The organism is Streptomyces sp. NPDC046939, from assembly GCF_040644575.1.
Taxonomy (GTDB): domain Bacteria; phylum Actinomycetota; class Actinomycetes; order Streptomycetales; family Streptomycetaceae; genus Streptomyces.
This window is the reverse complement of record NZ_JBEYWV010000021.1, coordinates 71966-98480: the sequence shown is the minus strand read 5'-3', so window position 1 is coordinate 98480 and position 26515 is coordinate 71966. Positions and strand designations below refer to the sequence as shown.

The following is a 26515-nucleotide window of genomic DNA, read 5'->3' as shown; positions in this document are numbered from 1 at the left end:
AGTCGGCGCGGGTACCGCGATCAGCGTCTCGACGTGCACGGTCGTCTATGGGCCGCGTCGAGGGGCCCGGCTCCCAACGGCCCGTTCTCCGAGCGAACGAGCAATCCAGAGATCGTCACCTGCACAGACTGGCGCACCAGATCGGTGAAGTCCGCCCGCATCGGGGCCAGCGCCGGATCGGAGGCGTAGGCGGCCAACAGCGTCTCTGGCGGTCGGCCGTGCGGCCAAGCTGCGCTTATCGCCAGAGTGGTCAGCCCCACGAGCCGGAACGCATCCTGCGTGCCGAGTTCTGGCAGGTATCGCAGAAACAGCCCTGCCAGGCCCTGGAACGCGCGCAGCGTGGCAATCTTGTGCTCGATGGCGGCCTTGGCCGACACGTTGTGTTCGAGCACTGCGGCCTGCGCACTGGTCAGATCGCACAGCACCGGGCGCCGATTCAGGGACTCGGCCAGAATCCCTGCGAGTTGATCCCCGCGCTCTCGGGCGGAGCCTTCAACTGGTTCGAACGAGTGCTCCAGTTCACTGAGCCAATTCTGCACCTCGGCCTCAAGAAGCTACAGCAGAATCGCTTCGCGTGATTCGAAGTAGCGCAGCACGTTCGACTTAGCGAGACCGACCCGTCGGCTCAATCCGTTCAGGCTCACCTTTGCGACCGGCATCTCGGCCAGCATCCCGGAAGTGGCGTGGAGTATCTGGTGCCGCGAGGTCAGCCTCAACGAGCTGAGCCGCCGCGTCGGCCTGGCCAAATCGAACGTGCTGCGCTACTTCGAGTCCCGCGAGGCCGTCCTGCTGGAACTGCTGAACCAGGCGTGGAAGCAGTGGACCGCCGCCCTACCCGGCAGGCTGACCGCCACCGTCGACGCGGAGGCTACGGCGGAAGAGCGAGGCGAGCAGTTCGCCGCGGCGATCACCAACTCCCTCACCGGGCGCCGGGTACTGTGCGACCTGCTCAGCGCCCAGGCCGGCGTCCTGGAGCACAACGTGTCACCCGAGGTGGCCGCCCGCTACAAGAGGGCCGCCGTCGCCAACGTCGGCGAACTCGCCGCACTCGCCCGCCTCCACCTGCCCGAACTCGGAGAGCGGGCACCTGAGCTCGCGGCCTCCACGATCATGGTCGTCGGAGCGGTGTGGACCCACGCCCGCCCCTCACCGGCGATGCTCGCCGCCTACGAAGCCGATCCCTCCCTCGCCGTTCTGAAAATGGACTTCATCACTTCCCTGCGGCAGATGCTCGCCACCCTCACTGTGGGCACCCTCGCCCGCACCACGCCCTGACCCCGCCGCCCCCGCCCGCCGCACCTCACACCAGGAGCAGTCGTGCGCGTCATCATCTTCGGAGCATCCGGCATGGTCGGGCACGGCGCGCTACGCGCCTGCCTCCTCGACGACACGGTCACCGAGGTCCCGCCGTCGTCCGCACCCCTGTCCCACTGACACACGCCAAGCTGCGCCAGATCGTCCACACCGACTTCACCGACTACACCGCCATCCAGGACCAGCTGAAGGACCTGGACGCCTGCTTCTTCTGCCTCCGGCGTCTCCGCCGTCAGACGCGAGGAGGAGGAGTACACCCGCATCACGCACAACTACACCCTCGCCGCCGCCCGCGCCCTGCACGCAGCGAGCCCCTCACTGACGTTCGTCTACGTCTCCGGCGAGGGCACCGACCCCACCGGCAAGAGCCGCCAGATGTGGGCGCGCGTCAAGGGCCGCACCGAGAACGAACTGCTGGCCATGCCGATGACCGCGTACATGTTCCGCCCCGGCTACATCCAGCCCGTCAACGGCCCCACCTCCCGCACCCCGATCTACCGCATCCTCTACCGCGCCACCGGGGCCCTATACCCCCTCCTCCGGCGCGCTTTCCCCCGGTACATCACCAACACCGACACTGCCGGACGCGCCATGCTCGCCGTCACCCGGCAGAACAGCACCGGCCCCACCGTGCTGCGCAATCCATCGATCACCTCGCTTCGGACTGACTACCGGGCCCTGCCCCTCCGGCGCACCTCACAGTTGCGCGACCGCGCAACGATCCTCCAGTCCGCACGACGCTGCAGCGCAGGCTGGGCATTGAGCAAAGAAGATCGTGTTACGAGCTCCAAGGTGAGTCAGCGGCTACGCTGGGTGTAGCGATGTTGCAACTCTGGGGAGGATTTCGTGGGACTAGGTGGGGCGCACCTCGAGGCAGCGATTAATCAGTATGGGGCTTCCCTTGATGCGAAACTCAATGCTGTGGCTATCCAAGGGCAGCCGGAGGATCAACTACGTGCTCCGCTAGAAAATCTGGTGACTTCCCTTGCTGAGATTTGCGGGCTCACCCCGTCAAAGCTAGTGCTGGTCGGCGAGTCGTCTCTGAAAGAGCTGAGAACTAGGCCCGACTACGCCGTCACATATGACGATCTACTCTTGGGATTCATCGAAATCAAAGCGCCCGGCAAGGGGGCTGATCCTCGAAAATTCAAAGAACCCCACGACAAAGAGCAATGGAAGAAACTCAAAGCGCTTCCAAACTTGATCTACACGGACGGTGTTCACTTCAGTCTTTGGCGTAATGGTGTTCTCGTCGGTAAAGTAGCGAAGTTCGACGACGCTATCCGCAGTAGCGGGCGAGCCTCTAAAAGCGTTCCCGCTGGGCTGCTTCCTCTATTTGAAGATTTTTTCTCATGGGAGCCGATCGTCCCTACGAGTCCGAAGGTGTTGGCCGAAGTATCGGCTCGTCTGTGCCTTATTCTCCGTGAAGAAGTTAAGGAACAGGTAGAAGCTGGCGACCCTACGCTGCAGGGACTGCACAGGGATTGGCGTCAGCTGCTGTTCCCCGAAGCGACTACTAAACAGTTCGCCGACAGCTATGCACAAGCCGTTACTTTTGGGCTTCTTCTGGCGCGCTCGCAGAACATCAGTCTTGCCCAGGGAGTCGGGGCCGCAGCTAAAAAGCTAGCCGCGAGCACGCACTCGTTGATTGGGGCGGCTCTCCGCGTCCTCACCGATGCGGTCGTGGAGACAGACGTTTTGGCCACTTCTGTTTCTACGATTAGCAGGATGTTCTCAGTCGTTGACTGGCAATTGATTGCAAAAGAACATCCGGATGCTTGGCTCTACTTTTACGAACACTTCCTCGGAGAGTACGATAACGACCTGAGGAAGCAGACCGGAGTCTATTACACACCGGCTGAGGTTGTGACCGCGATGACTCGAATTGTGCATGAGGCACTTCAGAGTCGTCTATCGATGGAGAGCGGCCTCGCCGACCCCAGGGTAACGGTTGTCGATCCGGCCATGGGTACGGGCACCTTCCTTCTTGAAGTGATTCGGCGTATCTCTGCGCAGGTCACCGAGGAGCAGGGAGAGGGCGCGGTACCAGCAGCCATAGCGGATGCGATGGAACGGCTGATCGGGTTCGAGTTGCAACTCGGTCCATTCGCTGTGGCGCAACTTCGGGTACTGGCTGAGCTCCGAGATGCTGGTGCCCAGGTGGAGAACCCGAAGAGTATTCGGATGTACGTCACAAATACGATTGACAATCCTTATGTGGAGGAGCAGACACTCGGAACCTGGTACGAACCGATCGCTGAGAGTCGGCGCGAGGCGAACAAGATAAAGCGAGACGTTCCCGTTCTAGTTGTGCTGGGAAATCCTCCATACAAGGATAAGTCCCGAGGTAAGGGTGGATGGATCGAGAAGGGAAGCCCGGCCGTTGATGAGGCACCTCTAACTGACTTCATTCCACCGAAGTCCTGGGGTGTCGGTGTACACAGTAAGCATCTGTACAATCCGTATGTTTACTTCTGGAGGTGGGCAACTTGGAAGGTGTTTGACGCTCACTCGGAAGCAGACGATGGAATTGTGTGCTTCATCACACCAGCAGGTTTTACGGATGGTCTGGGCTTTCAGCGCATGCGTCAGTACCTACGGCAGAAGGCCGACGCGATCTGGGTGATCGACTGTACGCCTGACAAATTTATGGCTCCCTCAAACACTCGAATTTTCGAGGAGGTGAAGAATGAAGTTTGTATCACCATCGCAGTACGCGACGGGAGCACTTCAGAAGACTCACCGGCTCCCGTGTACCACCGCTCGTTGGCCAAGGGAACGCGCGACGCCAAGTTTGTCGAACTTGCCAATATCGGGTTGGCCGACGAAGAGTGGAAAGTCTGCGGTGAGGGCTGGCGCGATGCCTTCGTGCCACCTAGCGATGAGCAATGGTTGGAGTTCCCGCATCTCGATGACCTTCTGCGGCGGTCTCGTAGTGGCACACTAACTGGTCGTACCTGGGTCGTGGACCCCGACCCAGAATTTCTGCGCGAGCGTTGGGATGCATTGGTAAGCGCAGATCGCGAAAGCAAGCCGTTGCTATTCTCTGAACATAAAACACACCCGCGAGTCGACAGTGTGCCGTCCACTGGGCTTGACGGGCGGCCGGAAAGCGCACCAGCGGGGAGTATCGAAGACGAGTCCGGGCCTTGCCCGGAGCCGATCAAAATCGGGTACAGAACACTGGATCAACAGTGGATTATTCCCGACAAGAGGCTTATCAACCGGCCTAGCCCTGAGCTCTGGGCAGCGCACTCCGGAGAACAGGTGTACCTCACCGCTCTGGATACGGAATCGCCGACTGCGGGACCTGCTGTCAGCTTCACCGCTGGAATCCCGGACCATCACCACTACAAAGGTAACTTCGCGGGTCGGGCGTATCCGCTGTGGCAGGATGCCGCAGCTTCACGCCCTAATGTGGTGCCAGGGCTTCTCGAAAACTTGAGTTCTCTTTATGGCTTCGACGTTTCGGCCGAAGACTTGTACGCCTACATTGCGTGTGTAGCAGCCCACTCCGGGTACACAGATCGATTCCGTGAACAGCTGAAAAACCCTGGAGTGCGTGTTCCGCTCACTGCAGATGGTGCTCTCTTCCGTCGCGCTACGGCGGTAGGCGCCAAGGTGATCTGGCTCCACACCTATGGTCAACGGTTCATTGACCCTACGGCTGGCTTGCCAGGGAAGAAGCCGAGACTGCCGGCTGAAGAGGCACCCAAGGTGCTTGCGGGACACTCAATCCCTGCAAGTAGCGACGAGATGCCGGACTCGCTGAATTACGACGAGAGTCAATGCATTCTGGAGGTCGGGCGGGGAAAGATTGGTAATGTCCCTCCTGAGGTGTTTAAGTATGAAGTTTCAGGCATGCCCGTGCTCGACAAGTGGTTCAGTTATCGCAAGAAGAGTCGTGAACGTGTCATCATGGGGGATCGTCGCACTTCCGAGTTGCTCCTTTTGCATTCCAAGCAATGGAGCTCTCGGTACACGGCGGAGATGCTTGACCTCCTCCATGTTATCGGGCTGCTGGTGAAACAAGAGTCGGAACAGCAGCAGATTCTGGGAGAGATCGTGGCGGGCGAACTCATCAACATTTCGGACTTGACTAGCATGGGCATTCTTCCCGTTCCCCCCCAGGCTCGTAAGGCAGTAAAATTCGAATCCGCGCCTCGCGAGGGTCAGTTGCCTTTCTCGGTGTAACTTCCACAGGAATTGCTTCGGCCTGATTGGCCGACGCCGGTAGTTGATGTCGTACTGGGTGGAGCGCAGCGACAGGCGCGGTATCCGCGATCGCGGGGTTCTCTGCGGGCTGGAAAATCCGTGCCTGTCGATGCGTCATCATTGGGGGCTCGTCAGTCTGCGACCAGATAGGTTCACGCCTGGAGTTCGCCATGAAGAAGGATCCGGTCCTGCTGAAGCGTCTTTGCTGATTCCAGAACAGCCTGCTTCGCCGGTCGCACATCCGACTACACCAGGGGCCTTGGCGGCGAACGTAATCACTGCGGCTCATCTTGATGTACGTGCCGTCACGTCAAGCTTTGAGTCAAGTCAAGGATCCGTGTTGTCAAGCTTTGCCCGACGTATGCGAATGTCTCGCTGCCGCGATAAGCACAGGGCGCAGTCATTCGGACGACCGGCAGTCAGTCAGCTTGATCTGCAAAAGACCCGCTCACGGCAGCACCGCGCCATAGCGCGTCAAATGGCATATCAGCTGCTAGAGTGATCTTTCTTCTCTCCCAGTTCGGCGGCGAACAGAACCGCGGCCGCTTTGAGGATGTCATTGACGCGACGGAGCTCCGCGTTTTCCTGTTCGAGACGACGCAGGAGAACGGCGTCGATGCTCGGTGAGCTCGGCTGTTTGTCGACTGCAGCATCTGCCTTCCTGACCCAATGTCGCAGTACCTCAGGATGGACACCCAGCATCTCGCCCACCCGCCGGACTGTGCCTGACCGTCCAGGATCGTCCCGCCTCAACTCTGTGACCATCCGAACCCCTCGATCAATCAACTCAGGCGGGTACTTCCTCGGAGCGGGCATGCGGGTTCCTCTCGGGAAACTGGTGCCTTAACGGTCAGCGCTGAGCCATGGAGCCTAAAGGCATCGGGATCAGCGATTGATTATGCACAACTGTTCATGGTATTCGCATGCGCCCGAGTGTTCGAGTCGTTGGCGTGCCGCGACTACACCACCCCGACCCGCAATTGCATGCCTTCGGTATGCATGTGCGGCGCCTACGGGAAGCGCGGATGCTTTCTCTAGAGACGTTGGCGGAGCGGAGTGGTATGCGCTTTCGAGGCGTGGTCTACATTGAGCACGGGCAGCGCAATCCAAGCTTGACTACCCTGCTCAACCTTGCGCGCGGCCTCAAGGTTCAGCCGTCCGCACTGCTGGAAATTTTCGATGCACCGCCCGAGGCTTCCGAGTAGGGCGAAGCCTCAGTCAGGAATGAGCGGTGAATGATTCCATTCGCCTCCTGAGGGTCCCCACCTATTGGACAGGGCTGCTCCCGCCAGCCCGACCACCTCTGACGCCGAGTTGGCCGCTTCAGCGATGCCGCCGATGGGGTTGTCAAGGACAGCTCAGACCCCCACCTCGATACCTCGCTTACGGGCTTGGGGCGAGCGCGCGAGGGCGGATTTTAGTCCGTCCACGCCGTGTTGTAAGCAATTCCAGAGCTGGGCCCCGCTTACCGGAAGGAGTGTGCTGCCGTGAGTAGGTGGGCCACATGGCGAGGGCAAAGATCCCGTCGGACTCAAGCCACCTTGATCAGTTGGTCGTGGAGTACGACGGGGATTCCGGCCTGCGCGAGCGGCTGCGGCTGGAGGGCGACTGGCCTCGTCGTTGGAGTTCGACATGGCGCGTGAGCGGCGGCGAAGTCTGTTGGCCGGTTCGGGATATGGCGCACGTACCGGTCCTGTCGTCCCGGCCGATGCGGGGGTTCACATGGCGGGCGAAGCAGCGGAATCGCCCCGGGCTTGAGGTGCTGGTGTCCACGCGCAGGGCCCATGGCTTCGAGTCGCTGGAAGAGCTGAGGCTGCTGGTCGCACTGGACTTCCTGCGGGCATCGGAGGTGCTGTCGCAGCCGTTCCGGTTGGACTTCGAGCACGTTGGCGGGCAGACGTGGCACATCCCGGACTACCTGGCCCTGGTCGGCAGGGGGATGTGGTTGTTGGACGTCCGTCCGATGGAGCTGGTCGAGGAAGAGGATGCTCTGAAGTTCGCGGCGGCCAGGGAGGTGGCGGCCGCTTGCGGGTGGCGGTACTCGGTGGTCGCGGGCTGGCGCCCGCATGTCTGGGGCGTCCTTGATGAATTGTCCTCGCGTCGGCGGCCGTCGAGGGATCTGTTGGGGATGCGGGACCAGCTGCTCTCGGCGATCGGCGCCCGGGAGGGGCGGGTGATGGAGTTCTCGGAGTTGGCGGACGCGACGAGCGTGCCGTCCGTTGGCCGGGCGAACATCGTCCGGCTGCTGTGGCATCGCGAGCTCGGTGTTGATCTGGGCAGTCCGTTGCGCGACGACTCGCTGATCTGGGCGGCATGATGACGGCGAGGGGGTTCTTGCAGATCGCGCCGGGCCGGCGGGTCGCCCTCAACGGCATCGAGTGGACGATCGAAGCCGTCCATGGCCAGTTCGGCCGGCTCGTCCTCACGGACGATGAAGGCCGTACGGAGACCCGCTCGTTCCGCTGGCTCATCAACCATGCTGACCTGCGGCTGCTGCCGACGGCCGAAGAAGCACGTCGCGCGTCACCGGTCCCCCGTCAGCCGAGGACGCTGGCCGACCTGACCGAAGACCAGCTGGCGCGGGCCCGGCTGCGGGCCGCGCACGTACTGGAAGCCGAGACCGGATTCCGGGAGGGCCATCCGGCTCGGGGCCTGCCAGGCGAGCCCCGGCCAGCCTACGACCCGGACCGTACGACGCTGACCCAGCGTCGGGACGCAAAGGTCGCGGAGATGGCGGCGATGCCCCGCCCGGAAGCGGTCCGGTGCGGTTTGCAGCATCTGAGCTTTCGGACTCTGGAGCGTTTGTCGGGACTGGCGGGCGACAGTCTCCTGCTGGCCTGCGCGGACGGGCGCTGGACACGGCGTCGCAGTGGGCATCGCAGCGTCACCGAGGAGGTTCGGGAGGCGATCTTCGCGGTCAAGGCCGAGTGCCGCGAACGCGCTCGTGTGAGTCTGGCCGCCAGGTACCGGCTGATGCATCAGTACATGCGTGAGCGGTTCCCGGCGTTTCCCACCAAGAAGATCCCTTCCCGCTGGACGTTCGCGACCGTCTGGGAGGAGTGGTTCGGGCCTGGAGGCGCCCGGCCACGTTACGCACGGACGGCCGAGGCCGCGGCGGAGGCCGGAGTCTCCGGTCGGATAGTGGTCCACAGGCCGGGCCAGGTTCTTGTGCTGGACTCGACGCCGATGCCGATGAAGCTGCGCGAGGCCGTGTTTGGCGAGGCGGTCACCGCGACGTTGACCCTTGCGCTCGATCTGTACACACACGGGCTGCCGGCCTTCCGGCTGACGTTGCAGTCCGACACCTCGGTCGACGTCGCGATGCTGCTGCGGGACGTGATGCTGCCGCTTCCGATGCGGGACGGCTGGGGCGAAGACATGGAATGGCCCTACGCCGGGGCCCCGGCCGACGTGATCGCAGAGTTCGCCGGGCACCGGGTCGCTGCTCTGCCGTTCTTCGCCCCGGAGACGGTCACCACCGACCACGGCGGCCCGTACAAGAACCACGATGTGGTGGAGGCCGAGCGGGAGATCGGCTGCCGGATCCTGCCCGCCCGCGTCCTGCGTCAGACCGACAAATTTGCGGTCGAGCGGCAGTTCCTCACCATACAGACCATGCTCTTTGAGCACCTGCTGGGTTTCACCGGCGGTGACGTCGCGGACCGCGGGACCGACCCGGAACGCGATGCGAGTCTCACGCTCGAGCAGGCCGAGCACATCATCGCGACCTGGATCGTCCGGATCTGGCAGAACCACAAGCTGGGCGAATACGCGCCGAGTTGGGGGCCGGGTGAGGAGCACAGTCCCAACACGCTGTTCGCCGCGGCGATGGAACAGGGCGGCTTCGACCTGGACTTCCCCGAACCGAGCTTCTACTACAAGGTCCTGCGCAAGCACCACGTCAAGATCCATCCGCGTCGCGGGGTAAAGATCCTCGGGCTCTGGTATCACCACCCGGTCCTCGACGAGCCGCGCTTCCAGCAGCCCTCCGTCCGAGGCGGCACGCACGCGACCCAGTGGGTGGTCCGCAGCGACCGAAGGGACCGCCGGCAGGTGTTCTTCCAGGACGACACCGACCACGAGATCTGGCACATCCTGCGTTGGCGGGGGCTCCCGCCCGAAGGAGAGATCCCTGCCTTCTCCGACAAGACCGCCGACGCCCTCTTGGCACACGTGAGGGCGAGCAACATCAGGGTCCACTCCGAGAGCGAGCTCTTGGAGCCTTTACTGGGAATCCTCGGCTCGGTCACCCCCGTCGACCAGTGGCCCAGCCAGGTCAAGAAGAAGGCTGGAAAGAAGCAGCGGATCGCCCAGACCCGCGAGATCACCCGCGCGCAGGCTGCTACAGCCGACCGCCCCACCCCACCTGCCCCCGCGGACGCCCCGGCTCCGGCCGAGATGCCCGCGGCCTGGGCCGAGCATGCCCACACCATCGACCGCGCGGTCGATGCCGACCGCCGCCGCCGACGTGAAGAAGCCCTCGCGGGCACCAAGCCCGCTGCCCCGGCGACGCTGCACGAGGCTCTGAATCGGCGCCCCATGTTCCGCCTCCCGCCCCCCGAAGACTCAGAAGCCGATGTAACGACCCGGGAGGACGAGGCATGACCCCAGCTCTCGCGCACGCTGGTCCGCCGAAGGGCCTGCCGTCACGAGCCAGGATCGCCGAGTTGATCCTGGGCAGCCGCCCGCCCCTCGATACCTATGCCGGCTGGCAGCACTACCGCGCCAACTGCGGTCTGCTCATCCCGGCTTCGAAGATCTCGCCCCGGCGGTGGTCGATGCTTCCCGAGAGCCGCCAGTACGACTACGACCTCTACCGGGAGCTGACGAACGCGAACCTCCCGCTGCAGGACACCCCGATGCACGACAAGGTAGGCAGGCTGATCCGGCGCCGGTTGAGCGGCAACACGAGGAAGAGGGATGACCAGACGCGCGCCGGTGTCATGATCAGCGGCTGGGGCAACTACGGCAAGACGGCGTCGGTTCGCTCAGCCGGGGCCGTCTTCGAAGACCAGTGGCTGAAGCTGCACAGCTCCCTCAACCCTGGGGCGCTGCCGGGCACACGCGATCTCCACGCGCCAGTCGTCTACGTCTCAACTCCGGTGACAGCGACCCCGAAAAGCCTTTGCGCGTCGATCCTGGGCTTCTTCCGTGCGCCGATCCGCAAAGGGACCACGCTGCCGGAACTCGTACGGCACGTCGCCGACTCCGTCCACGACCACGGAGTCAAAACGCTGATCCTGGACGACATCAGCAGGCTTCGGATGCACCGGGCCGACGACCAGGACGTCCTCGACCTGATGCGGGCATTCATGAGCCTGGACGTCACCCTGATCCTGACCGGCGTCAACATCCCCGGCATCGGACTGCTGCGCGAGGCCACGTGGAACAAGACGACCCGGCAGTGGGAGATGCCACCGCTGGAGTCAACCCGCATCCACGGATTGGAGATCACCCAGACCGAGCACCGCTTCGAGCTCATCGAACTCGACCGCTTCCGGTACGTCACCTCGGAGCAGATCCAGGCCTTCGTCGACCACTTGGAGGGGATCGAGCAGCACCTGCGGCTGCTGAACGCGAAGAAGGGCATGCTGACCGCTGGCACCATGCCGGAGTACTTGATGCGCCGTACCGGCGGCGTTGTCGGCCTGCTGGGCCGCCTGCTCGAGGACGGCGCCCAGGAGGCCATGGAGTCCGGGAAGGAACTGATCAACCAGAGCTTGCTGGACGAAATCGTGCTCCGCCGTGACGAGATCACGCAGCCGCCGGACGAGCCAGTGATTCCGGCCGACCTGCAGACCGCCGTCAAGAGACGGCGGGCGAAGCGGCCGCGGAACACCACCCTCGATGACCGCGGCCCCACTGCGCACACGGGCGCCTGACAAATGAACTTGCATCCTCTGCCCCGGAGTCTCGAACCCTTGTCAGGAGAGTCCCTGGTCGGCTACCTGCTTCGGCTTGGGCATCGGCTCAGCCTCCCGCCTCTGCAGCTGATTCGTGCGGCGGGCTGGACCGATCGCGTCCAAGCCACTCACATCCCAGGTAGCCTGCTGCTGAATCTCACCGGGCCGGAGGCCCAAGGATTCGCCCACCTGACCCGCCAGACAGCCCAGGAAGTGTCGGCACTGACACTGACACTGTGGCGAGACCGGTACCCACCCATCGCCTGGTCGTCCGTGCCCGGACCGGGACCGAAGAGGCCGGACCCATGGCTCTTCGTCGGCTCCCCGCGGTTCTGCCCCTCCTGCCTGGCGGGCGACGGCACCCCGGCCCAGCAACTACACGGCGGCCCCTGGCACAAGCTCTGGCACCTTCCCGTTGCCTTCAGCTGCGTAGAACATCAGGCCTATCTGGAAGCAGGCTGCCCGCACTGCGGCAGGCCGCGCGCCGTATCAGGGCGCCTGCTCGAGCGAGCCAACGATCACACCCTGCATCCAGCGCAATGCCGGTGGACGATCGACACCCCGACGCAGAAACGGAAGTCCCGCGCCTGCGGCGGCAGACTCGATCAGCGAGTTGGAACAGATCCCGGCCGTCGGCCACAACCAACACCGGGCGTCCTCCGCTTCCAGCAGTCCCTCCTTACCCGCCTAAAGCCACCGACTCCGCCCACGGACGCATCCGAGTACTTCACGGATCTCCGGCTGGCCACCGCACTGATCGGCACTACATGGCCAGCAGGGCAGCAGCTTCTCGACAGCACCCTCGCCGAGCATGTGACCGCTTACGTCGACTCCGCTTCAGGGCATCCCGGCACGAGCAACGGTCTGCAGCACTATCGCTTGCGCGATGCACCACCGCGCGACCCGCTCGCCTGTGCCGGACTCCTCCGCGCCGCACACTCCTTGCTCGAATCAGACGACCTGTCCGAACACCTTTCCCACCTCATCCACACCCCAGGGGAGCGGCCGACACGCACACCCTGGGTACGCATCTACGCCCGCCATGAAAACTCGTGCTCGCGACGGTTCCGAGACGCGGCCGAACCTTTGACCCGCACCTACCGCAAAATCGGCGGCCCCCAGGAATACCGAGCACCCCAGCGGGACGACTACCGGCCAGAGCACATCCCGGCATACCTGGAACCGGACTGGTATGAAAGGCACTTCGCACCCATTACCGGGATCGCCCCGAAGGTGCTACGTCGAACCGCTGCAGTCCAGCTCGTCCAGTGGGCCAAAGGCGGACCCCTCGATGAGGCCGCGACCTACCTCGGCATCACCCCAAACCTGGTGCGGTTCAGAACCAACACCGACTTCAAACGCTGGGAGCGCGCGGGACGCAGCCCGGCCGAGTTCGAACGAGTCCTCCGCGAGCTCGGCGCCGAACTCCGAGCACCGCGCCAACCACTTATCGACTACCAGCACCGACGTGAGGCACTCAGGGACTGGGCTCTGCCTCCTGACGAATGGGACGCCCTGGTCAGCGAGTTGCCACCCCTCCCCGGCCCCATCCGGCCACCAGTCGGCGACCGTAAACGTCAGGACGCCTCCGTCTTCATCTGGGTACAGGTCACGCGGGGCGAACACCTCTTCGCCCCGCGTCCCATTGAGGCCGAGCAGCCTGAGAACGTCCAGCACGAATGGGCCCTGCGCCGCAACACCACCTGGTACAACCTCGTCCGGCCAGACACCTTTCGGCACTACGCCGACTTACGGAAACTCCTCGCCGAATACGCCCAGCAGTTGGCCCGGGACATCGACTCGAGTGCAGGCAGATCCCCAACGGCAAACGGACAGCCCGGCACTTCTGGACAGTAAGCGCCGACTATCACGATCCGCACTCACATGCTGAGTAACCGAGTGGGGCCAGTTAAAATTCCACGCGGGGTCGTTCACTGATATCCCGGCTCACTAGAGTTCGAACATCGAATTCTGGAAGTCCGGAACGATTGATGAAATCAGCGAAGGAGATCCCGGTTGTCTCCGTGAGCTCTAGTGCGCGCTGCAAGAGCACGGGAACTTCCGGATTCCCAAGAGGGCCTGGCTCGACTTTCCTCCACCCTCGGACGGACAAGGCTTTCCATGCCTGCGCATAGGTGTGTTCACTCATGACACCGAGCGTTCTTGCCCTAACCAGGAGGGCCGCTAGCGAAACATGCCACTTCGCTTTCAAGCGAAGAAATGCGGGCCAATCGAGCTGTTCCGGAAGTTCGGATCTGATGTCGTCAGCTGGCATGAGAAACGCAGCAGCAAACTCGTGGGCTTGGCTCTCAGTGACCTTGTCGCCGATTTTTCCAGTGAGGCCATGCAAGACTAGGTGCCCTAGTTCATGGGCCGCATCGAAGCGGGAGCGGTCACGCAATCCCTTGTCGGCCCCGAGGGCGACAATAGGCCTGTCGGGGAAGTCGACGCAGAATGCATCAACTTTCTCAATGCTGACACGGAAACGGACGACGATCACGCCGTTCATTTCCATCAGGCGCACGACGTTTTGCACTGGACCGCGTGGGACATTCCAGTGATCGCGGATCTGAGCTGCCACTTGTTCGATGTCAGCAGATTGAAGAGGACACTCTTCGTTGATTGGAATGCGCGGCAGATTGAGATCGGGAAGCGCGACGTATTTTTCGAGCTCAAGCGCGAGTTCTCGTGCGAGGTGCACGTACGCAAGCGCTTGTTGGCGATCTCGGGGGGAGGTCGATCGAAGGCTGCGGAAGAACCCGTTGACCTGAGCCTGAGCAGGGGGGCGGGCTGGGGCTGCGAAGAATGATGGCGGCACCCGCAAGGCGACCGCGAGCCGGCGAAGCGTCGATGTGGCGGGCTTGGTGTGCCCGTTCTCGAACTGGCTGATCGAGGCTGCGGTGACGGAGCCCACTTCCCTGGCCAGTTGCACCTGGGTGAGCCCCCGGAGTTCGCGTGCCATTCGCAGCCGGGCGCGATCGAACAGGGCGGCGATATCGCTGGGGTCCAGTTGCGGGTCGTTCACGTCGCTCGCCTCCCGGCCCGTCGACGTCCACAGGTCAGCGGACGCTTCTTGATCTTGAATGCTCCGCCCGCATCTTAGGCACACCTTGGTTACCGGTCGGTCAAATCGCTCGGCTTCAGCCGACCACGCCTGAGTGAAGTGTGTCGACTTGCATCCTCGCTCCGTCATGTACTCTACCTAACGCACGGAAAATGATGTTCAGATCTGAGGTAACCCATCGCCAGTGGGGGACGGAGCTGAGGTGCTGAAAGTTCAGGAGTGCGTGCTGTCGGACGAGGTGATCACCGCCGACTCGGCGGAGGCCGCCTTGTGGGACGCCATCGTGGTGCCGGAGGGGATCAAGGAGCGGTTGCGCAACCAAACCGTGTTGTCGCTGCTTGTGCGGCCTGACCTGCCTTTTGCGGTGACGGCGCTGCACGGCCTGTGCACGCTCTACGGTCCTCCTGGTACCGGCAAGACGACCCTGGCGCGGGGTCTGCCGGCGCAGGTCGCCCGCTACGTCGGTGGAGGCGCGGTCCGACGGATCGAGATCAACCCGCACGGGCTAATGAGCGCCGAACACGGGCAGTCGCAGCAGCGGGTCAGCGAGCTGCTCGGCGAGTACGTTCCGGGCCTCGCGTCGGATGGCGTGCCGACCGTGGTGATCCTCGACGAGGTCGAGTCGATGGCGGTGGCCCGCTCGGCGGCGTCGCTGGCCGCCAACCCGGCCGACGTCCACCGCGCCACGGACGCGGTGCTCACTGCCTTGGATCTCAACGCCGCCGAGCACCCGCACCTGTTCTTCGTCGCGACCAGCAACTTCACCACCGCTCTGGACGAGGCGTTCCTCTCCCGCTCCGATGCCGCCATCCTCGTCCCGCTTCCCGAGCCGGAGGCGCTGCGGAAGATCCTGGCCTCCACGCTGCTGATGCTGGCCCACAAGTACCCCGCCTTGGGCGAGCTTGCGCGCTCCTCGGGGGTGGAGCGCATCGCCGAGGCGGCTCACGGACTGGACGGCCGCCGTACGCGCAAGGTGGTCTTCGAAGCCCTGGCTCAGCGGCTGGACACGGTGCTGGACCCCGGCAGCCTGACCGAAGACGACCTGGCCGCCGCGGTGCACAACGCCGTCGCGGAGACGGGCCAGCCGGAGGTGTCCCGTGCGGCGCGCTAGGCAGGTGGCGGCCTCCCCCACGCGCAGCGCCAGCGGAACCTGGGCGGTAATCTCGGACCTCGTGGCGGACACCGTGGCGCAGTCCTCCGCGCTGTCCCGCGACGAGGCGGTGCAGGCGATGTCGGCCGCCGAGGCAATCGGGCGGATGCTGATCGCGGCAGGGCACCTGCAGCAGCACCCGATCACCCTGGTGGCCGGCAAGGTGCACTGCGAGATCACGACGGTGTCCGGCACGGCGGCGCTGACGTTGGAGGAGAACCTCAACCCGGTCCCCGGCGCGGCAGGCGCCGACGATTTCACGATCCACCTGCCGTCCCCGACCCCGCTCCAGGAGCAGGTGAAGGCAGTCGTCGATGGTCACGCCCGGTTGTCCGACGCTGTCCCGCCCGCTCCGGAGACGAAGGCGGTCAGCTCCGGTCCGCTGATCGATCGTGAGGCTCTGCGCTGGGCGGTGACCCAGCGATGACCTCCACCTATACCTACAGCTACACCCGGACCCACACCGCCACGCACCTGACTGACGTCATCCTCGGCACCATCACCGACATCCTCGCCGACCTGGGGATCAACATGGACCGGCTGCATCGCGACTGGGTGCAGAACGAGAACGCGATCAAGGCGTGGATCGAGGAGGGCTCACTCGACACGGTCGTCCTCGAGTGCCACCAGCCCTCGGGCGCCGTGGCACCGGTGATCGAGTTCCCGGTTTCCTACACCACCGCCGGCGACGGCAACGCCGAGTTCACCGCCTCTCGTGCCCGAGCCGCCCGGTTCCGGGCCAAGTTCGACCAGGTGCCCGCGGGCACAGCCTACCGGCTGTTCTGCACCTTCAACGGGCCCCGCACCCCACAACCGGGTTGGGGCCCCGGCCAGCGGGCGAGCACCGACGGCCTGCGCGGCATCACCTTCGGCACCCTCGGCTCCGCCCCACACGCCTCGACCGGCATGCGGTACTACCACACCTGAGGCCACGAGCAGGAAGACACCGCTATGGGATACATCGACGACGCCTTCACCAAGCTCAGGCACAACCTGGAGATCACCCAGACCGAGCAGAACCTGGCGAAGGCACGGCACGAGGCCATCCGCGATTTCGTCCGGTCGCACTGGGACCTCGCCGACGACTTCCTCACCGGCAGCTACCGGCGCGACACCAAGACGAAGAAGCTCAAGGACATCGATATCTTCGTGGTCCTCGACGCCAACGGCTCCCAGGCCGGCTTCCGCGATCGGGCGCCCATCCAAGTGATCAACGCCCTGGAGACCCTGCTCCGTCAGAAGTGGAGCGCTGCCGCCCGCGACGGCATGGCCGTCGTCATCCCCTACGGCCCCGACGACGAGGTCATGTCGATCGACGTGGTCCCCGCCTTCAAGCGAGACGAGGGCGGCTACTACATCCCCAATCCCTCGGCAGGCGACTGGATCGCGACCAACCCCAAGCGCCACCACGAGCTGAGCATCGCCAAGAACGCCGACTGCGACGGCAAATACGTGCCCTTCGTCAAGATGGTCAAGGGCATCAACCGCGAACTCGGTGAGCCCGTGTCGCCCTCCTTCCTGCTGGAGGTCATGGCCCAGTCGCTGGTGAAACCGCCGATTGGGCGCTACCAGGACGAGATCGTGCTGTTCTTGGCCACCGCCGCCGAACGCATCGGCGACGAGTGGCCTGACCCCGCCGGCCTGGGCGGTGACGTCAACGCCGTCATGAACGCGACTCAGAAGCTCGCCGCGGCCAACGCACTCACCCAGGCCCGCGCCATCACAGAGCGGGCGGTCGACTTGGAGGACGAGGGCCAGGAGCGCGCCGCCTACGACGAGTGGAAGAAGCTGTTCGGGAACAGGATGACCAGGCCATGAACCTCTCCACAGACCCCGGCGGCGTTCACGGGATACCGCCTCGGGCTATCCACGAGCGGCAGCTCGACGACGACATGTTGCTTCTCCAGCGCGCCGCGTCGGCAAGCCACCAACGCGGCCAGCTCCTCGAAGCTGTGCGCGTCACCGCCGCCGTTCTGCTCGCCGCCGCCGGTGTCCTGATCACGCTGTCCGGCCACGGCCGGACAGTCGTCTCGGTCGTCGGGTTCTTCTGGTTCGTCGTCTCCGCGTTCCTGCTCAAGGGCCTCGCCGGGAGCACCGCCCGCCAGGGCGCCCTGCTCCAAGAGATGTTCGACGTCGCCCTGTTCCACTTGCCGTGGCGCGCCACCGTTGCAGGCGACCCCATCGCCGAACCCGACGTCCGCCGTCTCGCGCGCAAGCTCCCCCGAGGCGGCCCGAAGGACAAGCGCATCACTGACGGCTGGTACGACCCCACCGACGACGTCCACCACCCCTACGACGTGTTCATTGCTCAGGAACAGAACCTCGCCTGGGACGCTCGTCTTCGCCGTCGCTATAGCTACGTCATCGCTGCCGTTGCGATGCTGTGGGCCGCCATCGGCTTCCTCGCCGGCTTGGTGGTCGCGGACGCCACTCTGGGCGACACTCTCCTCAGCTTCTTCGTCCCATCCCTAGCGGTCTACCAGATCGCTTACGAAATCTGGTCCGGCCAACGCAAAGTGGCTGACGAACGCGACCGACTCACCAAGGTCGTCAACACCGAGCTACACAGCGGACGCCCAGGCCCCGTCCCTGACGACGAATGGCGCCGCCTTCGAAGCGTTGCACGGGACGTGCAGGACGGCGTACTCCGCACCCGCCTGGACAGCACCCGAGTACCCGAGTGGTTCTACAAGCGTTTCCGCGACGACGACGAACGCGACTTCGGCGACACTGCAGAAGGCCACCGCGTCCGCCTCGCCCAAAACACACCCCCACCCGCGTAGTTCGTTGGGCGGGATACTCCCAGCCCGCCCAACCGACCCGCCGCGACTAAGAGCGGCGCACACGCTCACGCACAGTGAATGCCGAAATCTCAAGGTCCGCCAACTATGCCTCTCAAGATCCGCCAAACAGAATTCTCCACACGCTCCTGACCTCTGCATCCCAGAAAATGATCCGCCAACTAAAGATCTCGGTCACAGCAGCACCGTCCCGCTCGCGACCGGCAAGATGGGAAGCTGCGGTGCGCGCGTCGACGGTTCGCGCGGAGGTGTACGGGAGTGATGGGTGTGGCGGGCGGACTCTGGCCGGTTGCGGACGCGTTGGCGTTCCTGACCGGGGACTGGCGCGTGGAACGGACCGTGCGGGACCTCGCCGAGGACGTGACCGGCACCTTCACCGGCACCACCGCCTTCACGGCGGAGGGCGAGGGGCTGCTGCACTTCGAGTCCGGCACCTTCGAGTGGCGCGGCGTCGCGCGGCCCGCCGAGCGGACCTTGCGCTTTCTGCCCGGCGAGGAGCCCGGCACGGCCGTCGTCCGCTTCTCCGACGGCCGCTTCTTCCACGGCCTCGACCTGCGCGACGGCCACCACATCGCCGACCACCCCTGTTCGGCCGATCTCTACCGGGGCGAGTTCACGGTCCACGACGCCGACGGCTGGCGGACGGTGTGGCGGGTGCGCGGCCCGGCGAAGGACCTCGTCCTCACCACTGACTACCGCAGGCTGCCGCCAGCCGCCGTACGCCTTCCGTGATCTCCGCGACCCCCGCCACCGCGACGAAGCTCAGCCGCAGGTACGGGGCCGGGGGCTCGGCCGCGAAGTACGGGCGCCCCGGGGCCACCGCGACGCCCGCCCGCAGGGCGCCCGCGGCGAGCCCGCGCTCGTCGGTGCCGTCGGGCAGGCGCGCCCACAGGTGGTAGCCGCCGACGGGGACGTGGTCCACGGCCAGCTCGGGCAGGCGCGCGGCGAGTGCGGTGGCCAGCACGTCCCTGCGGGTCCGCAACTCCCGTGCCACGGTGCGCAGATGGCGCGGCCAGGCCGGTGAGCCGACGAGTTCGAGCGTGGCCTCCTGCAAGGGGCGCGGCACGAAGAAGTGGTCGACGACCTGGATGGCGCGCAACCGCTCCAGGACGGGGCCGTGCGCGGCGAGGCAGCCGATGCGCAGGCTCGGCGAGGTGGCCTTGGTGAGCGAGCAGACGTGCACGACGACGCCGTCCGGGTCGTCGCTCGCCAGCGGGCGCGGCAGCGGGCCCGCGTCCTCGTGCACGAGGCGGCGCACGAAGTCGTCCTCGACGACGAAGGCCCCGGCCTCGCGGGCGATGCGCAGCACCTCGGAGCGGCGTTCGGCGCTGAGCACCGCGCCTGTCGGGTTCTGGAACAGCGGCTGGCACACGAACAGGCGGGCGCCGCTGGCCCGGAACGCCTCCGCGAGCAGTTCGGGGCGGACGCCGTCCCGGTCGACGGGGACGGGGACGGGGCGCAGGCCCGCGGCCCGCGCGATGGCCAGCATGCCGGGGTAGGTGGGCGACTCGACCAGGACGGGGGCGCCGGGCGGGGCCAGCGCCCGCAACGCGGTGGCCAGGGCCGACTGGCCGCCGGAGGTGACAAGGACCTCGGCGCCGGTGATCGCGCCGCCGATGCCGCGGGCGAACCAGTCGCGCAGTTCGGGCACGCCGTCGACGGGCGGCCGGTTCCAGGCGCCGGGGCGGCGGCCCGCGCGGGCGAGCGCGGCGGACATGGCGCCGACCGGTTGCAGCTCCTCGTGCAGGTAGCCGCCGTTGAACTCGATGACGCCGGGCTGTGCCGCGGCCAGGGTGACGAGGACCCCCGAGGCGTCCACCGAGCGCGGCACCGCGTCGGCGGTGGCGTCGGCGCTGAGGGCGACTTCCTGCCAGGAGGTGTCGCCGACGGAGGCGGTCGCGCGCGGGGCGGCCTTGAACGCTCCGGCGCCCGGGCGCGTCACCACGAGCCCTTCCCCGGCGAGTTGCGCGAGCGCGCGGGAGACGGTGACCGGGCTGACCCGGAACCGCTCGACGAGCGCCCGGCTCGACGGCAGCTTCTCACCCTCCGAGTAGCGCTTCAGCTCATCGCGGAGCCGTTTCGCCAGTTCACCCACGCTGCTACGCTCTTGCATGAGGACAGAGAATAGCGCTACCGCCGCTCCCCCGATAGCAGTCACCGCTCCCGCCCCGCGGCGGGCCACCGCACCCGGCACGATCCTGGCAGCGCTCGGCGTCCTCGCCTTCTCGCTCACCTTCCCCGCCACCGCCTGGGGCCTCGAAGGGTTCGGCCCCTGGTCGCTCGTGGCCGTCCGCAGCGTGCTCGCGGCGCTCGTCGCGGGCGGCGGCCTGCTCGTCCTGCGCGTCCCCGTCCCCGCGCGACGGCACTGGGCGGGGCTCGCCGTCGTCGGCGCGGGCGTGGTCCTGGGCTTCCCGATGCTGACCACGCTGGCCCTCCAGTCGGCGACGACCGCGCACTCGGCGGTCGTGGTGGGCCTGCTGCCGCTGACCACGGCCGTGTTCTCCTCCCTGCGCACCGGGGCCCGGCCCTCCCGCGCCTTCTGGATCGCGGCGTGCGCGGGCGCGGCGGCGGTGATCGCGTTCACGGTGCAGCAGAGCGGGGGCGCGCTGACCCGGGCCGACCTGTATCTCTTCGGCGCGCTGCTGATCTGCGCGGCCGGGTACACCGAGGGCGGCCGGCTCGCCTCGGCCATGCCGGGCTGGCAGGTGATCGCCTGGGCGCTGGTCCTGTGCCTGCCGCTCGCCGTGGCGGGCGCGGCGCTCGCGCTGGCGCAGGAGCCGGTGCGGCTGACCGGGCACGCGGTCGCGGGCCTGCTGTGGGTGGCGGTGGGCTCGCAATTTCTCGGCCTGGTCGTCTGGTACAAGGGCATGAGCCTGATCGGCATCCCCAAGGCCAGCCAGCTCCAGCTCGCTCAGCCCCTGGTGACGCTCGTGTGGTCGGTGCTCCTGCTCGGCGAGTCGCTGACGGTCGCGGCGCCGCTCACGGCGGTCGCGGTCCTGGTGTGCATCGCGGTGACCCAGCGCGCCCGCGGCTGACCGAACGACCGGGGTCCCAACCCCCGTGTCCCGCCGTAGACTTGCCGCACCATACGGGCACGGCGAGGAGGTCACTCCTGATGCACGCAACCGTAGGCGACCGGCTCCTGATGCACGGTCGCATCGTCGGTCAGCACGACCGGATCGCGCAGATCATCGAAGTCCTCGGCGCCGACGGCGGCCCCCCGTTCCGCGTCCGCTTCGAGGACGGCCACGAGGCCATCATGTCCCCGGGCCCGGACGCGGTCGTCCAGCCGGTCACCGGCCGCAGGGAGTGAGCCGCACCCGCACCCGCTAGAACCGGCCGTAGTGGTCCGCGACGACGCGGGCCATGGCGCCGATCCTGTCCTGGCCGACCTCCTTCGCGGAGAAGTAGACGTGGCCGCCCACCTCGGGGAACTGTCCCGCGAAGGTGAGGTGCCGGGAGAGTTCGGCCGGGTCCTGCCAGGCGGCGGGCTGCGCCGGGTCGCCCGCCTTGTAGAGGGCCTCGCCGATGTAGAGGTCGACGCCCGTGCCGCGTACGGTCCCGGCCCACCAGGGGACGAGCTTCGCGTAGTCGGCGGCGGGGAAGCCGAGGTTCCAGTACACCTGGGGCACCACGTGGTCGATCCAGCCCTCGCGCACCCACTTGCGGGTGTCCGCGTGCAGGTCGTCGTAGGTCTGCACGCCCGCCGTGGTGTCCGAGCCCTCCGGGTCGGTGGCCCGGTTGCGCCACACCCCGAAGGGGCTGATGCCGAACCGGGTCCCGGGCCGGGTCCGCTCGATCCGGCCGGACATCTCGCGCACCAGCCGGTCGATGTTGTCGCGCCGCCAGGCCGCCCGGTCCGGGAACTTCCCGCCGTACTTCGCGTAGGCCGCGTCGTCGTCGAAGGTCTGGCCCGCGACCGGATACGGATAGAAGTAGTCGTCGAAGTGGACGGCGTCGACGGCGTATCTCCGCACCGCGTCGACCATGGCGTCCTGCACGAACCGCCGTACCTCGGGAAGGCCGGGGTTGTAGTACAGCTTCCCGCCGTACGGGACGGCCCAGTCGGGGTGGACCCGCGCCGGGTGCGTGGGGATCAGGCGGCTGGGGTCGGTGTGGTTGGCGATGCGGTACGGGTTGAACCAGGCGTGCAGCCGGAGCCCGCGGCGATGGGCCTCGCGCACGGCGGTGCCGAGCGGGTCCCAGCCCGGGTCCTTGCCCTGGGTCCCGGTCAGCACCTGCGACCAGGGTTCGTACCGGGAGGGCCACAGGGCGTCGGCGGTGGGCCGCACCTGGAAGATCACCGTGTTCAGCTTGCGGCGCACGGCCGTGTCCAGGTGGGCGAGCAGCTCGGCGCGCTGGTCGGCGGCGCTGAGGCCGGGGCGCGAGGGCCAGTCCCGGTTGGCGACGGTGGCGAGCCACATGCCCCGCATGGCGTGCCGGGCCCGGTGGTGCCGGTGGCCGCCGCCCGCGACCGCGTCACCGGCGGTGAGTCCGGCCAGTGCGAGCCCGGCGCCGAGAGCGAAGGCGCGGCGTGAGATACGTCCCATGGTTCCCCCCGATGTCGTGTGTCACGGTAGTCCTGGATGAACAGGCGTTAACCCGGGCTCCACCCGCCCCAGAGCAGGGGGTAACGTGCAGCTCCGACAGTGCCCGGGAGGATTCTGCCTGCCGGCGGCCCCGGACGAAACAGCGAAAGGCACGAGGTGACGGACGCCTTGACTGACATCACACGCGTGGGCGTGGTGGGCTGTGGCCAGATGGGGGCCGGCATCGCCGAGGTGTGCGCCCGCAGCGGCCTGGACGTGATGGTGGCCGAGACCACCGGTGAGGCCCTGGAGATCGGGCGGACGCGGCTGCTCAACTCGCTCACCAAGGCGGCCGAGCGGGGCAAGATCACCGAGGCGGAGCTGCTCGAGACGCAGGAGCGGCTCACCTTCACCACGGACCTCGGCGAGTTCGCCGACCGGGACCTCGTCATCGAGGCGGTCGTGGAGAACGAGCAGGTCAAGACGGAGATCTTCCAGGTCCTCGACCAGGTCGTGACGCGTCCCGACGCGATCCTCGCCTCGAACACCTCGTCCATCCCGCTGGTGAAGCTGGCCGTGGCGACGTCCCGGCCCGACCACGTCATCGGCATCCACTTCTTCAACCCGGCGCCCGTGCAGAAGCTCGTCGAGCTGATCCCGGCGCTCACCACCTCCGAGGGCACGATCAGCCGCGCCCAGGTCCTGGTGGAGAAGGTCCTCGGCAAGCACGCGATCCGCGCCCAGGACCGCTCGGGCTTCGTGGTGAACGCGCTGCTCGTGCCGTACCTGCTCTCCTCCATCCGGATGTTCGAGTCCGGTATCGCCAGCCGCGAGGACATCGACAACGGCATGGAGCTGGGCTGCGCCCACCCGATGGGCCCGCTCAAGCTGTCGGACCTGATCGGCCTGGACACCATCGCCTCGATCGCGGACTCGATGTACGCCGAGTACAAGGAGCCGCTGTACGCCGCTCCGCCGCTGCTCCAGCGGATGGTCGACGCGGGCCGGCTCGGCCGCAAGACCGGCTCGGGGTTCTACACCTACGGCTGACCCGCCCGACCGAACAGACCTCGAACACACTCCGTGTTCGTCAGTGGGCCCGGCGCTCTTCGGAGCACCGGGCCCACTGCGTTCGCACGGGGAGTGCGCGGGTGACCCGCATATGCCTTTCGCACACGCTGTCGCGGCGCCCACCTGGCGAGTTCACTTTTGTTGCGTACATCAGGGATGGGACGACTACAGAAAGGAGCGGATCAGTGACCACCGACCCGGAGTATTCCGTGGTCCCGGAGGAACTCGCTGAGTTACGCCGTGTCTTCGAGGTAGGTCTGACTCGGATCGACGGCCAACTCACCCTTCTCGCTCACCGCGACGACCAGACCGCCAAGGACCAGGACGATCTGAACTCGCGGATCAGCGCGTTGGAGCACACCCGATGGCCGTTGCCCGCGGTCGCCGCACTGACGGCGGTCGGGGCCCTGGCCATCGCCATATGGCAGGCGGTCGGGCATTAGCGCGCGGGAGGCGCTAACCGAGCCGGAGATGGTGCAGGAGCAGTAGCGCGGCCGCCATGTTGGCGGCCGGGACCTCTCCACGAGCGATCATGTCGGGGACGAGCTTGAGCGGGACCCATTCCCTGCGGTCCGACTCGAAGTCGTCCTGGGGGTGGCCGAGGTATGTTCCCTCGTCGGTCCAGTAGATGTGGTGCCGGGCGTCCGTGAGCCCGTTGGACGGTTCGACACTCATCAGGTGCCGCAGAGGTCCCGGTCGCCAGCCGGTCTCCTCCTCCAGTTCCCGCGCGGCCGCGTCCGCGATGTCCTCGCCGTCCTCGACGACGCCCGCGGCCAGTTCCCACCCCCAGCTGTCGGTGATGAAGCGGTGCCGCCACAGCAACAGCACCTCGTTGGCCTCGTTGACCACCGTCGCCACCGCCACCGGCCGCAGCCGGATGAGGAAGTGGTCGAGGTGTCGGCCGTCCGGGAGTTCGACGTCCGCCAGATTGACGGTGAACCACCGGTTTTCGTACACGGTTTGTTCGTTTTGTTTCGTCCACTGCACGGTTCTGCCACCTTCCGCCGAGTTGCTGGCAATATCGCAGCAGTGGCGGAGCTGGGCTCCCCGGTGCGGGATCAGAGTGGAACGCGCAGCGCCCCGTCGATGAGCTCGGCGGCCTCGGCCGTGCCGGCGCAGCCGCTGCGCATCAGGTGCTCGCGGACGACCCGGAGTCTGTCGCGCAGGCGCTGGGACTCCATCCCCCGCGCGGCCTCGGCCATCTCGACGGCGGTCGCGACGGCCTGCTCGGTGTTGCCCTGTCTGAGCTGGATCTGGCTGAGCACCGCGAGCCGGTGCACCCGGCCCCGGTCGTGCGCCGGGGTGTGCACGGCCTCCGTGGCGTGCTCCCGGGCCCCGGCGTAGTCGCCGAGGCTCAGCAGTGCCTCCGCGACCTGTACGTTGACGAACCCGGGCTGGACGTAACCCGTCTCGTCCGGTTCGTGCCCCCGCCGGATGCGGTCGGCGGCGGACTCGGCACGCCGGATGCACTCGAGCGCGCTCGTGCCGTCGCCGAGGTGCGCGTACGCCTTCGCCTGCATGGCGTACAGATCGGAGGCGAGCGCCGGGGTGATGTGGCGCCCGGCGGCGCGCAGCGCGGCCTCCGCGAAGGCGACGGCCTGCCGGTGCTCGCGCATGTGCAGCGACTGGTTCACCAGGAGCGCTATCACGTACGCCCCGAGCCCCCGGTCCCCGCTGGCCTTCGCGAGCCGCAGCGCCTGGTGGAAGTAGCGCTGGGCCAGGCCGTGCGCGTCGGAGTCGTAGGCGCAGATGCCCGCGATGGCGACGAGTCCGCCGGTGGCCCGGTGCAGTTGGCGCCCGGTGGCGTCGGTGTAGCTGCCGCGCAGCAGGGGCGCCGCCTCCGCGTTGAGGAAGCCGACGATCCGGGTGCGCGTCGCGATGCCGCCCGCCTTGCGGTACATCTGCTCGTAGTGGGTGCGGGCGGAGCGCATCATCTCGATGTCGGCGGGGCTGACGACATGGCGTCCGCCGCGCGAGACGTCGGTGTCCTCCGGCGGGTTCTCCCACTCCCACACGGGCATCACGGCGGGGGTGCCGGTGACGGCCGGGGCGTCGAGGATGTGGCGGCGCTGCTGTTCGTCGGAGCGCCACACCGCGGTGGCCCGCTCCACGAACCCGGAGAGCGAGGAGGCGTGCGGGGCCGCCGGTTCGCCGGGGATGCCGAGGCCGATGTCGTCGAGCGTGACATGGCGCTGGAGGCGCGCGCCGAGCACCTCGCAGATCAGGTCGGGGACCTGTCCGCGCGGGCGCTGGCCCTTGAGCCAGCGGGCGACGGCGGTGTGCTCGTAGCGCAGCGCCAGACCACGGGCGCGGCCCGCGTGGTTCACGTGGGCCGCGAGACCCGCGTGGGAGATCCCGGCCTCGTCGAGTATCGCGTCGAGCAGGGTGTTGGGCTGCATGAATGCCCTCCGTGGGCTCGGTACTGCCCAGCGTAGTCCCGGTGGCTTCACACGGGGTGTGAACGGAAT

26 protein-coding genes and 1 pseudogene are annotated in these 26515 nt (G+C 66.6%); 19 read left to right on the top strand and 8 right to left on the bottom strand.

From position 1 onward, the window contains the following. Positions 1–20: 20 nt before the first annotated feature. Together ABZ877_RS23260 and ABZ877_RS23255 are read right to left on the bottom strand one after the other, a co-directional pair. Positions 21–539: a hypothetical protein gene (locus ABZ877_RS23260; RefSeq protein WP_361074243.1), complete on the bottom strand. Its 519-nt coding sequence runs from the start codon at positions 537–539 to the stop codon at positions 21–23. Positions 540–554: 15 nt separating this feature from the next. Further along, positions 555–659 carry a hypothetical protein gene (locus ABZ877_RS23255; RefSeq protein ID WP_361074368.1) on the bottom strand — a complete coding sequence of 35 codons (105 nt, stop codon included), beginning with the start codon at positions 657–659 and terminating at the stop codon, positions 555–557. 19 nt (positions 660–678) lie between these two features. Between ABZ877_RS23255 and ABZ877_RS23250 the strand changes: the two genes are divergently transcribed. The 3 genes from ABZ877_RS23250 (at position 679) to ABZ877_RS23240 (ending at position 5508) form a co-directional block, all read left to right on the top strand. After that, positions 679–1275, top strand: coding sequence for a TetR/AcrR family transcriptional regulator (locus tag ABZ877_RS23250; protein WP_361074241.1), 597 nt, complete (start codon positions 679–681; stop codon positions 1273–1275). A 414-nt stretch (positions 1276–1689) separates the two neighbouring features. Then, a complete protein-coding gene (locus ABZ877_RS23245; RefSeq protein WP_361074239.1) occupies positions 1690–2133 on the top strand; it encodes a hypothetical protein in 444 nt (147 codons plus the stop codon). Positions 2134–2409: 276 nt separating this feature from the next. Continuing rightward, entirely contained in the window at positions 2410–5508 is a 3099-nt protein-coding gene (locus tag ABZ877_RS23240) for a type ISP restriction/modification enzyme (protein ID WP_361074237.1), read from the top strand. A gap of 507 nt (positions 5509–6015) precedes the next feature. On the opposite strand, the gene ABZ877_RS23235 is transcribed toward ABZ877_RS23240, so the two are convergent. Continuing rightward, positions 6016–6345 carry a transposase gene (locus ABZ877_RS23235; protein WP_361074235.1) on the bottom strand — a complete coding sequence of 110 codons (330 nt, stop codon included), beginning with the start codon at positions 6343–6345 and terminating at the stop codon, positions 6016–6018. A gap of 107 nt (positions 6346–6452) precedes the next feature. On the opposite strand from ABZ877_RS23235, the gene ABZ877_RS23230 reads away from it, so the two are divergent. From ABZ877_RS23230 to ABZ877_RS23205, 6 genes and pseudogenes are all read left to right on the top strand, one after another. Next, positions 6453–6734, top strand: a complete 282-nt coding sequence (locus ABZ877_RS23230; RefSeq protein ID WP_361074233.1) for a helix-turn-helix transcriptional regulator — start codon at positions 6453–6455, stop codon at positions 6732–6734. Between the two features lie 299 nt (positions 6735–7033). Continuing rightward, positions 7034–7846: a TnsA-like heteromeric transposase endonuclease subunit gene (locus tag ABZ877_RS23225; RefSeq protein ID WP_361074231.1), complete on the top strand. Its 813-nt coding sequence runs from the start codon at positions 7034–7036 to the stop codon at positions 7844–7846. 17 nt (positions 7847–7863) lie between these two features. After that, positions 7864–10134, top strand: a complete 2271-nt coding sequence (locus ABZ877_RS23220; RefSeq protein WP_361074229.1) for a transposase — start codon at positions 7864–7866, stop codon at positions 10132–10134. 62 nt (positions 10135–10196) lie between these two features. Then, positions 10197–11411 carry a TniB family NTP-binding protein gene (locus ABZ877_RS23215; protein WP_361074228.1) on the top strand — a complete coding sequence of 405 codons (1215 nt, stop codon included), beginning with the start codon at positions 10197–10199 and terminating at the stop codon, positions 11409–11411. A gap of 3 nt (positions 11412–11414) precedes the next feature. Then, positions 11415–11870: pseudogene (locus tag ABZ877_RS23210) on the top strand (TniQ family protein); the annotation flags it as partial. Positions 11871–12245: 375 nt separating this feature from the next. Beyond that, entirely contained in the window at positions 12246–13289 is a 1044-nt protein-coding gene (locus tag ABZ877_RS23205; RefSeq protein ID WP_361074377.1) for a hypothetical protein, read from the top strand. A gap of 52 nt (positions 13290–13341) precedes the next feature. On the opposite strand, the gene ABZ877_RS23200 is transcribed toward ABZ877_RS23205, so the two are convergent. After that, positions 13342–14457: an XRE family transcriptional regulator gene (locus ABZ877_RS23200; RefSeq protein WP_361074226.1), complete on the bottom strand. Its 1116-nt coding sequence runs from the start codon at positions 14455–14457 to the stop codon at positions 13342–13344. Between the two features lie 262 nt (positions 14458–14719). Between ABZ877_RS23200 and ABZ877_RS23195 the strand changes: the two genes are divergently transcribed. From ABZ877_RS23195 to ABZ877_RS23170, 6 genes are all read left to right on the top strand, one after another. Continuing rightward, positions 14720–15607 carry an AAA family ATPase gene (locus ABZ877_RS23195; RefSeq protein ID WP_361074224.1) on the top strand — a complete coding sequence of 296 codons (888 nt, stop codon included), beginning with the start codon at positions 14720–14722 and terminating at the stop codon, positions 15605–15607. A gap of 61 nt (positions 15608–15668) precedes the next feature. Continuing rightward, entirely contained in the window at positions 15669–16073 is a 405-nt protein-coding gene (locus tag ABZ877_RS23190; protein ID WP_361074222.1) for a hypothetical protein, read from the top strand. Further along, the gene (locus ABZ877_RS23185; protein WP_361074220.1) at positions 16070–16573 is read left to right on the top strand and encodes a hypothetical protein; all 504 of its coding nucleotides are present in this window, start codon (positions 16070–16072) and stop codon (positions 16571–16573) included. Before ABZ877_RS23190 ends, ABZ877_RS23185 begins: the two co-directional genes overlap by 4 nt. Positions 16574–16597: 24 nt before the next feature. After that, complete coding sequence (locus ABZ877_RS23180) at positions 16598–17464, top strand: CBASS oligonucleotide cyclase (protein ID WP_361074218.1); 867 nt, start codon at positions 16598–16600, stop codon at positions 17462–17464. Further along, on the top strand, positions 17461–18429 hold the full coding sequence (locus tag ABZ877_RS23175) for an S-4TM family putative pore-forming effector (protein WP_361074216.1): 969 nt from the start codon (positions 17461–17463) through the stop codon (positions 18427–18429). The genes ABZ877_RS23180 and ABZ877_RS23175 overlap by 4 nt, the downstream gene beginning before the upstream one ends. Positions 18430–18714: 285 nt before the next feature. Beyond that, entirely contained in the window at positions 18715–19179 is a 465-nt protein-coding gene (locus ABZ877_RS23170; protein WP_361074214.1) for a DUF6314 family protein, read from the top strand. Here ABZ877_RS23170 and ABZ877_RS23165 read toward each other — a convergent pair. Beyond that, positions 19130–20560 (bottom strand): PLP-dependent aminotransferase family protein, encoded by a 1431-nt coding sequence (locus tag ABZ877_RS23165; protein WP_361074212.1) that lies wholly within the window; start codon positions 20558–20560, stop codon positions 19130–19132. The genes ABZ877_RS23170 and ABZ877_RS23165 overlap by 50 nt on opposite strands. Here ABZ877_RS23165 and ABZ877_RS23160 point away from each other — a divergent pair. After that, positions 20559–21482, top strand: a complete 924-nt coding sequence (locus ABZ877_RS23160) for a DMT family transporter (protein ID WP_361074210.1) — start codon at positions 20559–20561, stop codon at positions 21480–21482. The two genes, ABZ877_RS23165 and ABZ877_RS23160, sit on opposite strands and share 2 nt — an antisense overlap. Positions 21483–21562: 80 nt before the next feature. Then, complete coding sequence (locus ABZ877_RS23155; protein WP_361074208.1) at positions 21563–21760, top strand: DUF1918 domain-containing protein; 198 nt, start codon at positions 21563–21565, stop codon at positions 21758–21760. A 16-nt stretch (positions 21761–21776) separates the two neighbouring features. Here the strand turns inward: ABZ877_RS23155 and ABZ877_RS23150 are convergent, their stop codons facing one another. After that, complete coding sequence (locus ABZ877_RS23150) at positions 21777–22997, bottom strand: family 10 glycosylhydrolase (RefSeq protein ID WP_361074206.1); 1221 nt, start codon at positions 22995–22997, stop codon at positions 21777–21779. Between the two features lie 168 nt (positions 22998–23165). Between ABZ877_RS23150 and ABZ877_RS23145 the strand changes: the two genes are divergently transcribed. Both ABZ877_RS23145 and ABZ877_RS23140 read left to right on the top strand, forming a co-directional pair. Further along, positions 23166–24026 carry a 3-hydroxybutyryl-CoA dehydrogenase gene (locus ABZ877_RS23145; protein WP_361074205.1) on the top strand — a complete coding sequence of 287 codons (861 nt, stop codon included), beginning with the start codon at positions 23166–23168 and terminating at the stop codon, positions 24024–24026. Positions 24027–24232: 206 nt separating this feature from the next. Beyond that, the gene (locus tag ABZ877_RS23140; protein ID WP_361074203.1) at positions 24233–24490 is read left to right on the top strand and encodes a hypothetical protein; all 258 of its coding nucleotides are present in this window, start codon (positions 24233–24235) and stop codon (positions 24488–24490) included. Between the two features lie 13 nt (positions 24491–24503). On the opposite strand, the gene ABZ877_RS23135 is transcribed toward ABZ877_RS23140, so the two are convergent. Both ABZ877_RS23135 and ABZ877_RS23130 read right to left on the bottom strand, forming a co-directional pair. Then, entirely contained in the window at positions 24504–25034 is a 531-nt protein-coding gene (locus ABZ877_RS23135; protein WP_361074201.1) for an NUDIX hydrolase, read from the bottom strand. A gap of 71 nt (positions 25035–25105) precedes the next feature. Beyond that, entirely contained in the window at positions 25106–26446 is a 1341-nt protein-coding gene (locus ABZ877_RS23130) for a transcriptional regulator (RefSeq protein WP_361074200.1), read from the bottom strand. Positions 26447–26515: the final 69 nt, after the last annotated feature.

Excerpts from the sequence above, each read along its gene's own strand:
- ABZ877_RS23235 (WP_361074235.1), bottom strand. The coding sequence starts at position 6,345 with ATGCCCGCTCCGAGGAAGTACCCGCCTGAGTTGATTGATCGAGGGGTT.
- ABZ877_RS23245 (WP_361074239.1), top strand. The coding sequence starts at position 1,690 with ATGTGGGCGCGCGTCAAGGGCCGCACCGAGAACGAACTGCTGGCCATG.
- ABZ877_RS23180 (WP_361074218.1), top strand. The coding sequence starts at position 16,598 with ATGGGATACATCGACGACGCCTTCACCAAGCTCAGGCACAACCTGGAG.
- ABZ877_RS23230 (WP_361074233.1), top strand. The coding sequence starts at position 6,453 with ATGCGCCCGAGTGTTCGAGTCGTTGGCGTGCCGCGACTACACCACCCC.
- ABZ877_RS23225 (WP_361074231.1), top strand. The coding sequence starts at position 7,034 with ATGGCGAGGGCAAAGATCCCGTCGGACTCAAGCCACCTTGATCAGTTG.
- ABZ877_RS23165 (WP_361074212.1), bottom strand. The coding sequence starts at position 20,560 with ATGCAAGAGCGTAGCAGCGTGGGTGAACTGGCGAAACGGCTCCGCGAT.
- ABZ877_RS23155 (WP_361074208.1), top strand. The coding sequence starts at position 21,563 with ATGCACGCAACCGTAGGCGACCGGCTCCTGATGCACGGTCGCATCGTC.
- ABZ877_RS23150 (WP_361074206.1), bottom strand. The coding sequence starts at position 22,997 with ATGGGACGTATCTCACGCCGCGCCTTCGCTCTCGGCGCCGGGCTCGCA.
- ABZ877_RS23130 (WP_361074200.1), bottom strand. The coding sequence starts at position 26,446 with ATGCAGCCCAACACCCTGCTCGACGCGATACTCGACGAGGCCGGGATC.
- ABZ877_RS23160 (WP_361074210.1), top strand. The coding sequence starts at position 20,559 with ATGAGGACAGAGAATAGCGCTACCGCCGCTCCCCCGATAGCAGTCACC.
- ABZ877_RS23185 (WP_361074220.1), top strand. The coding sequence starts at position 16,070 with ATGACCTCCACCTATACCTACAGCTACACCCGGACCCACACCGCCACG.
- ABZ877_RS23175 (WP_361074216.1), top strand. The coding sequence starts at position 17,461 with ATGAACCTCTCCACAGACCCCGGCGGCGTTCACGGGATACCGCCTCGG.
- ABZ877_RS23255 (WP_361074368.1), bottom strand. The coding sequence starts at position 659 with ATGCCGGTCGCAAAGGTGAGCCTGAACGGATTGAGCCGACGGGTCGGT.